This is a genomic window from Flavobacterium sp. (genome assembly GCF_029242675.1).
Classification (GTDB): Bacteria; Bacteroidota; Bacteroidia; order Flavobacteriales; family Flavobacteriaceae; genus Flavobacterium.
The window spans coordinates 1-4,801 of sequence record NZ_JAQWTM010000253.1 but is presented as its reverse complement, the minus strand read 5'-3'; the positions used below and the strand labels follow the sequence as shown (position 1 = coordinate 4,801).

Annotated in this window: 1 protein-coding gene; it reads right to left on the bottom strand. The window is 36.6% G+C overall.

Translation table 11 applies throughout. The features are described from left to right. Positions 1 to 4,539, bottom strand: a 4,539-nt coding sequence (locus tag P8M54_RS09360) for a translocation/assembly module TamB domain-containing protein (RefSeq protein ID WP_300287551.1), incomplete at its 3' end; no start/stop codon positions are given. Positions 4,540 to 4,801 lie beyond the last annotated feature (262 nt).

Below are 4,801 nucleotides of genomic sequence, written 5' to 3'. Positions count from 1 at the left end.
TATTTTACTCGCACTTTCTCGCGCAATTGAAGCTACTGAACTACCGCCTGCTTCACTAGCAAACGGATTTTCGCCAATGAATCGGTTTAGTAAAAGCAAAGCAAATACTTGCTTGTTTAATTCATCAGGTTGCTGACGGAGTTGCGTTAGTTTGGACTGGGTGGTATTGATCACTTCAGCCGAAACACTGTTGTTCCCGTCTGGCAAAACGATGTCGAAACTAATATTCGGTTTCATCAAATCGCCCTGCATTTTTAATTCGGTTTCAAAAGGAATTTTTTGCTTATAGGTATTTCTTACTGCATCAGTAGTACTGGCCAGTTGGTCATTAACTAAATCGATTGGTGCCGCTAGATTTTTGTACACGGCTGTTATATTGACATCGGCGGCGGTTGGTTCACCCGTCCAAAGAATGTAGCTTCCTTCTTTAATATCAAATTTACGTTTGATGAAATTAAAGTTCATTTCATATGCTCCTTGGTTCAATTCATAGCGACCGGTAAGCGTCGTTTTCCCCGATGGATCGATGCCACCATTCAGCTGTGCTTCTCCTTTTAATTCAAGGAAATCCCCATTGGCTTTATCGATAATGATACTTAGAGACGCATCTTTGTCGACTTCGATATTTACCGAAGCATTGATACCAGTAATGCTAGTTTGACTTAAACTTTCATCGACAGCAATTTTAGTAACGAGTACGGGATTGTCTTGGTCGATGAATTCCACAATACCTTCGCGATCCGCAATCGACGGATCCGATTGCGGCATCACGATGGTAAATTTAGTGTCTTTATTGACCTTGATATTTCCTTCAACAACGGGACTGTTTAAATCTCCCGAAATCCTTAGATTATTGTCAAGGTACATCTCGCCGTAAAACAAGTTATTGTCTTTTTCCTTCGAATTCAACGCCTGAAAATTAGTAGCATCGACTGTTAATTGAAAACCTGGATTTGATAAATTACCAGTATTCAAGGTTCCGTTAATTGTTAGGTCGTTGTTCTTCTCGTCCTTGATTGTAAAACGATTAAATGTAACCAAGTCATCACTGAAACGAATTGGATCGTTCATCGATTGAAAGGCAGCGTTTAAAGTAGTAACCGTAAAACCGATATCGTTCAATTTTAAATCCCCGTTCAGTTTAGGACTGCTGCTGTTTCCCGTAATAGTAAATTTTCCGTTAAAGAAACCTTTACTGTCCTTGATGCTCCCAAAAGTAAAACCTTGAATACTTTTCAGGTTTAATTTGGCAAGGTCTAAATTGAGCGCTAAGGCACCACTATCAATTTTATACGTTCCCTCTAAATCGACTTGATTTCCTTGTCCCGTAATGTTGATGTTGGTATTTAAAGTGTTGGCCGTTGCATTGTCAATTTGGATTTTAATATCCCCAACTGTATCTTTTTTGAAAGCAAACTCAGTTATATCAAGGTGTGCGGTAAAAACAGGACTAGTACTCAAATTTTTAACCAAAGCATCTCCGTTGATGTTTCCGTTAAATTGCAAGTCGCTTTTTTCGACCATACTACTGATTGTTTCAATTTTGAAATCTTTGAAATCAATAGCCAATGGGGCGTTTTCTTGGTTGTTTTGCGATTGAATTTTAATACTACTACCGGATTTGCTCAATTCAAAATTAGCCGCGTTAATTCCTTTAGCACCCAAAAGGATCGTGTTTTTAGGATCCACAGTCCAAGATTCGTAATTAAGTAGCAAGTTTTTAGGATCTAACTGAATTTCAGTTCCCTTATTGCTTGCTTTGAGCACTCCCGAAAGGGTATAGCGGTCCTTGTCCTTGCCGTCTTTTAATAGCAAGTCATAAGCAAGAACGTTGTTTTGCACCGTACCCGAAAGAGCGGTAAAAGGCAATTGAAATTGCTCATTTTGAATATCGTCTATCATTACATTATAAAGCAGTGCCTTGTCCTTAGAATCCACTTTTACGGTTGCATTGGTAATAGTGTTAGTTCCGTAAACCAACTTTGGTACAGCTCCATTTAATACAATCGAGTCATTAATGCTGTTGTAGCGGCCGGAAATAGCTATTGGTTCCAAGCTTTTTAGTTCAGGAATCAATTTAAGTAGAAGCGGACTGTCGGCAATTTTAAGGTCAAAACGTAATGATTGGTTTTCACTGTTTTTTTGTTTGGAAGGCGCTCCTGTCGCATAGTAGGATGCAACTGAATTAGAAATGGCATTCCCTATTTTCGATAGTTTGTATTTCCCATCTACGGTAGCATTTAAAAATGGAGATTGAAAAACTAAACTGTTCTTTGCAGCATCATTAGTTGCGATTAAGGTAATCGAGTCGGTTACAAATTGCTCTTTGGCATCAGCCACAGTCAAATTCAAAATACTAAATGTACCATTGAGGTAGTCAATGTCAGCCGATTGAATATCAGCAACTACATTCCCTCTTATTTTTAAAGGCCCGGCGTGCAAGTTTAATTTTTCAAGATCGGCAATATCAATATTCAAATCAATTTTACCTTTGGGATATTTGTCTTTAAATCCACCACTCGCAACCAAATCAAAACTGAGATTAGGATCCGTACTGTTAGCAGTTGCTTGGAACAAACCATTGTTTATTTTCCCGTTTAAAGCGAGGTTTTGGTAGGTGTATTTGTTGTAATACAATTGCTTAATTGTTCCGTTTAACGTGGCATTAGCTGTTTTTGGATCTAAGCCAGTTCCTTTAATGCTAGTTTTTAGACTCAATTTTCCTACCTCTGGATTTTTAATCAGCTTGCCAAGATCAAAATTTTGCAACTCAGCCGTAGCGTTGTACTTTTCTCTGTTTTTGACTTGTTGGTTGAACTGTCCTTTAATTTTGGCACCACCATACGAACTACCTAAAACAAGGTCCGTGTAAAAATCTTGGATGCTTCCTTTAAAACTCCCTTTAAGATTAAAAGCAGTTGGCAGCTGAATGGTATTTGGAATAGTGTTTTTAGGTACAAAGGAGTTCAAGTCTTTTGCAGTTGATGAAAAATCGTTAATAACCAAGTCAAATTGCGCCTTGTCTACGTCAGGTAAGCCGGTTATTCTTCCGCTTGCGCTCACCTTGGTTTTACCAATGCCACTAATTTCAAACTTAGGAATCGCTATATTTTTTAATTTCCCACCTACTTTCGTGTCAATATTTAGGATAGCATTTGGGTTGTCTTTAAACGGATTGGTATCGGCTAAAGTGGGAACAAAAACTAAAATGTCTTTAAAACCAATTGTGCTTTTTTGCAAATTAGCATTAATACTCAAATCACCCAAATTTTTAGAAATGCGCTCTATTGAAGGATAACCAATTTCAATTTGGTTTTTAAGTAACGTTTGTGGTGTTTTTAAATACAAATTCTTAAAGAAGGCGTTTTTGCGACCGTAGAAAACATCGGCTGTAAAGGCTTGTATGTTAAGACCCGTTTGCTCTTTTACTTTAAAGGACGCAACAGTTGCCGCAGTACTAATACTGCTATAATGGATATCTTTTATCTGAGTACTTAAACGAGAAAGCTTGAGGTGGTTGTAATCGATTCCTTTTGGTGCCTTGGGAGCATTGTTATCATCAAAATCAAACCCTAAACGATCTACATTCAGTTGTTTTATCTTTACTTCCCAGTTGTTGGGTTCGCTATTGGCTGCAGTAGTTTCAGCAATTACTTTTTGGATTTTTCCAAAGGCGAGTTTCCCTTGCGCATCAGCAAGAGCGATTTCATCGATTAAAATAAATTGGTTACTTAAATCGGTTTTATCAAACTTTACAAATAACTTCTTAAAATCGACCGCTGTTTGTAAGCGACTTTTTTCGTCTTTAAAAGCAATGTTGATTTTAGAAAGGTCTATTTCGCCTAAAAGTAGTTTTAAATTAGGTGCGTTAGTTGCTGCCGAAGGTTGAGAAGTATTTGCTACTATACCTTGCTGATAATCTAATTTAAGCCCTTTTATTTTTATTTTAGGCACTGCAAAGTCCATTTGCTCTAAGTCAAAATTTTCTATTCGGGTATCAAGATGCTGCAATTGTACAGCCAGGTTCCTTTTTGCGAAAGCATCATTATAACGAATAGTGATTGTATCAAGATTGATTTTACCTAAAGTAATAACGAGCGGTGGGCTGGTGGTGGTCGTGTCTTTTTGGGGCGAAGCGAAAGCTTTAATAAGATAATCAAAGTTAAAGGTACCTGCTTTATTTCGATTTACAGTGGCGCTGACACCATTTAAATCAATAGTACTGATGGTAAGTTCATTGCTTATTAGGTCCAACAAACTGATATCTACGGCTATTTTTTTTCCAGCTAAAAGGGTGTTTTTCTCCTGGTCTTCAACCAATACGCCTTCTAAAATGATTTTATGAGGAAACTCTATTTTCAGTTTTTTGATGTCGACCTTGGTTTTGACCTTAGATTGGACATAAGTAACAATTTTATCTTTGGCAAAATTTTGTACTGCGGGAAGTTGAATAGCAATAAGTACGACGAATAGCAGTACAACAAGGGTACCTATCAGCCAGGAAAGTATTTGTAAACTCTTTTGTAAGTATTTTTTCAAATGGTAATTATTTTTTTAAATATAATCGATTGTAATTCTGGCCTATTTTTAGAATTGAATACAAATATCAAACTTTATATTCGTTTTAGCTTACAAAATTTAGCTTAAACGGTATATTTTAGTGATTAAGAAGGTTTGATACTATTCTCTAACGTGTGATCATACTTTTAATTATCTTTAGGATGGAACATTCAAAAATAAAGGAAAGTAAAAACGTAAATTTAAGACCTTTTTATAAATTATTTGTATTCAATTCTAAAAA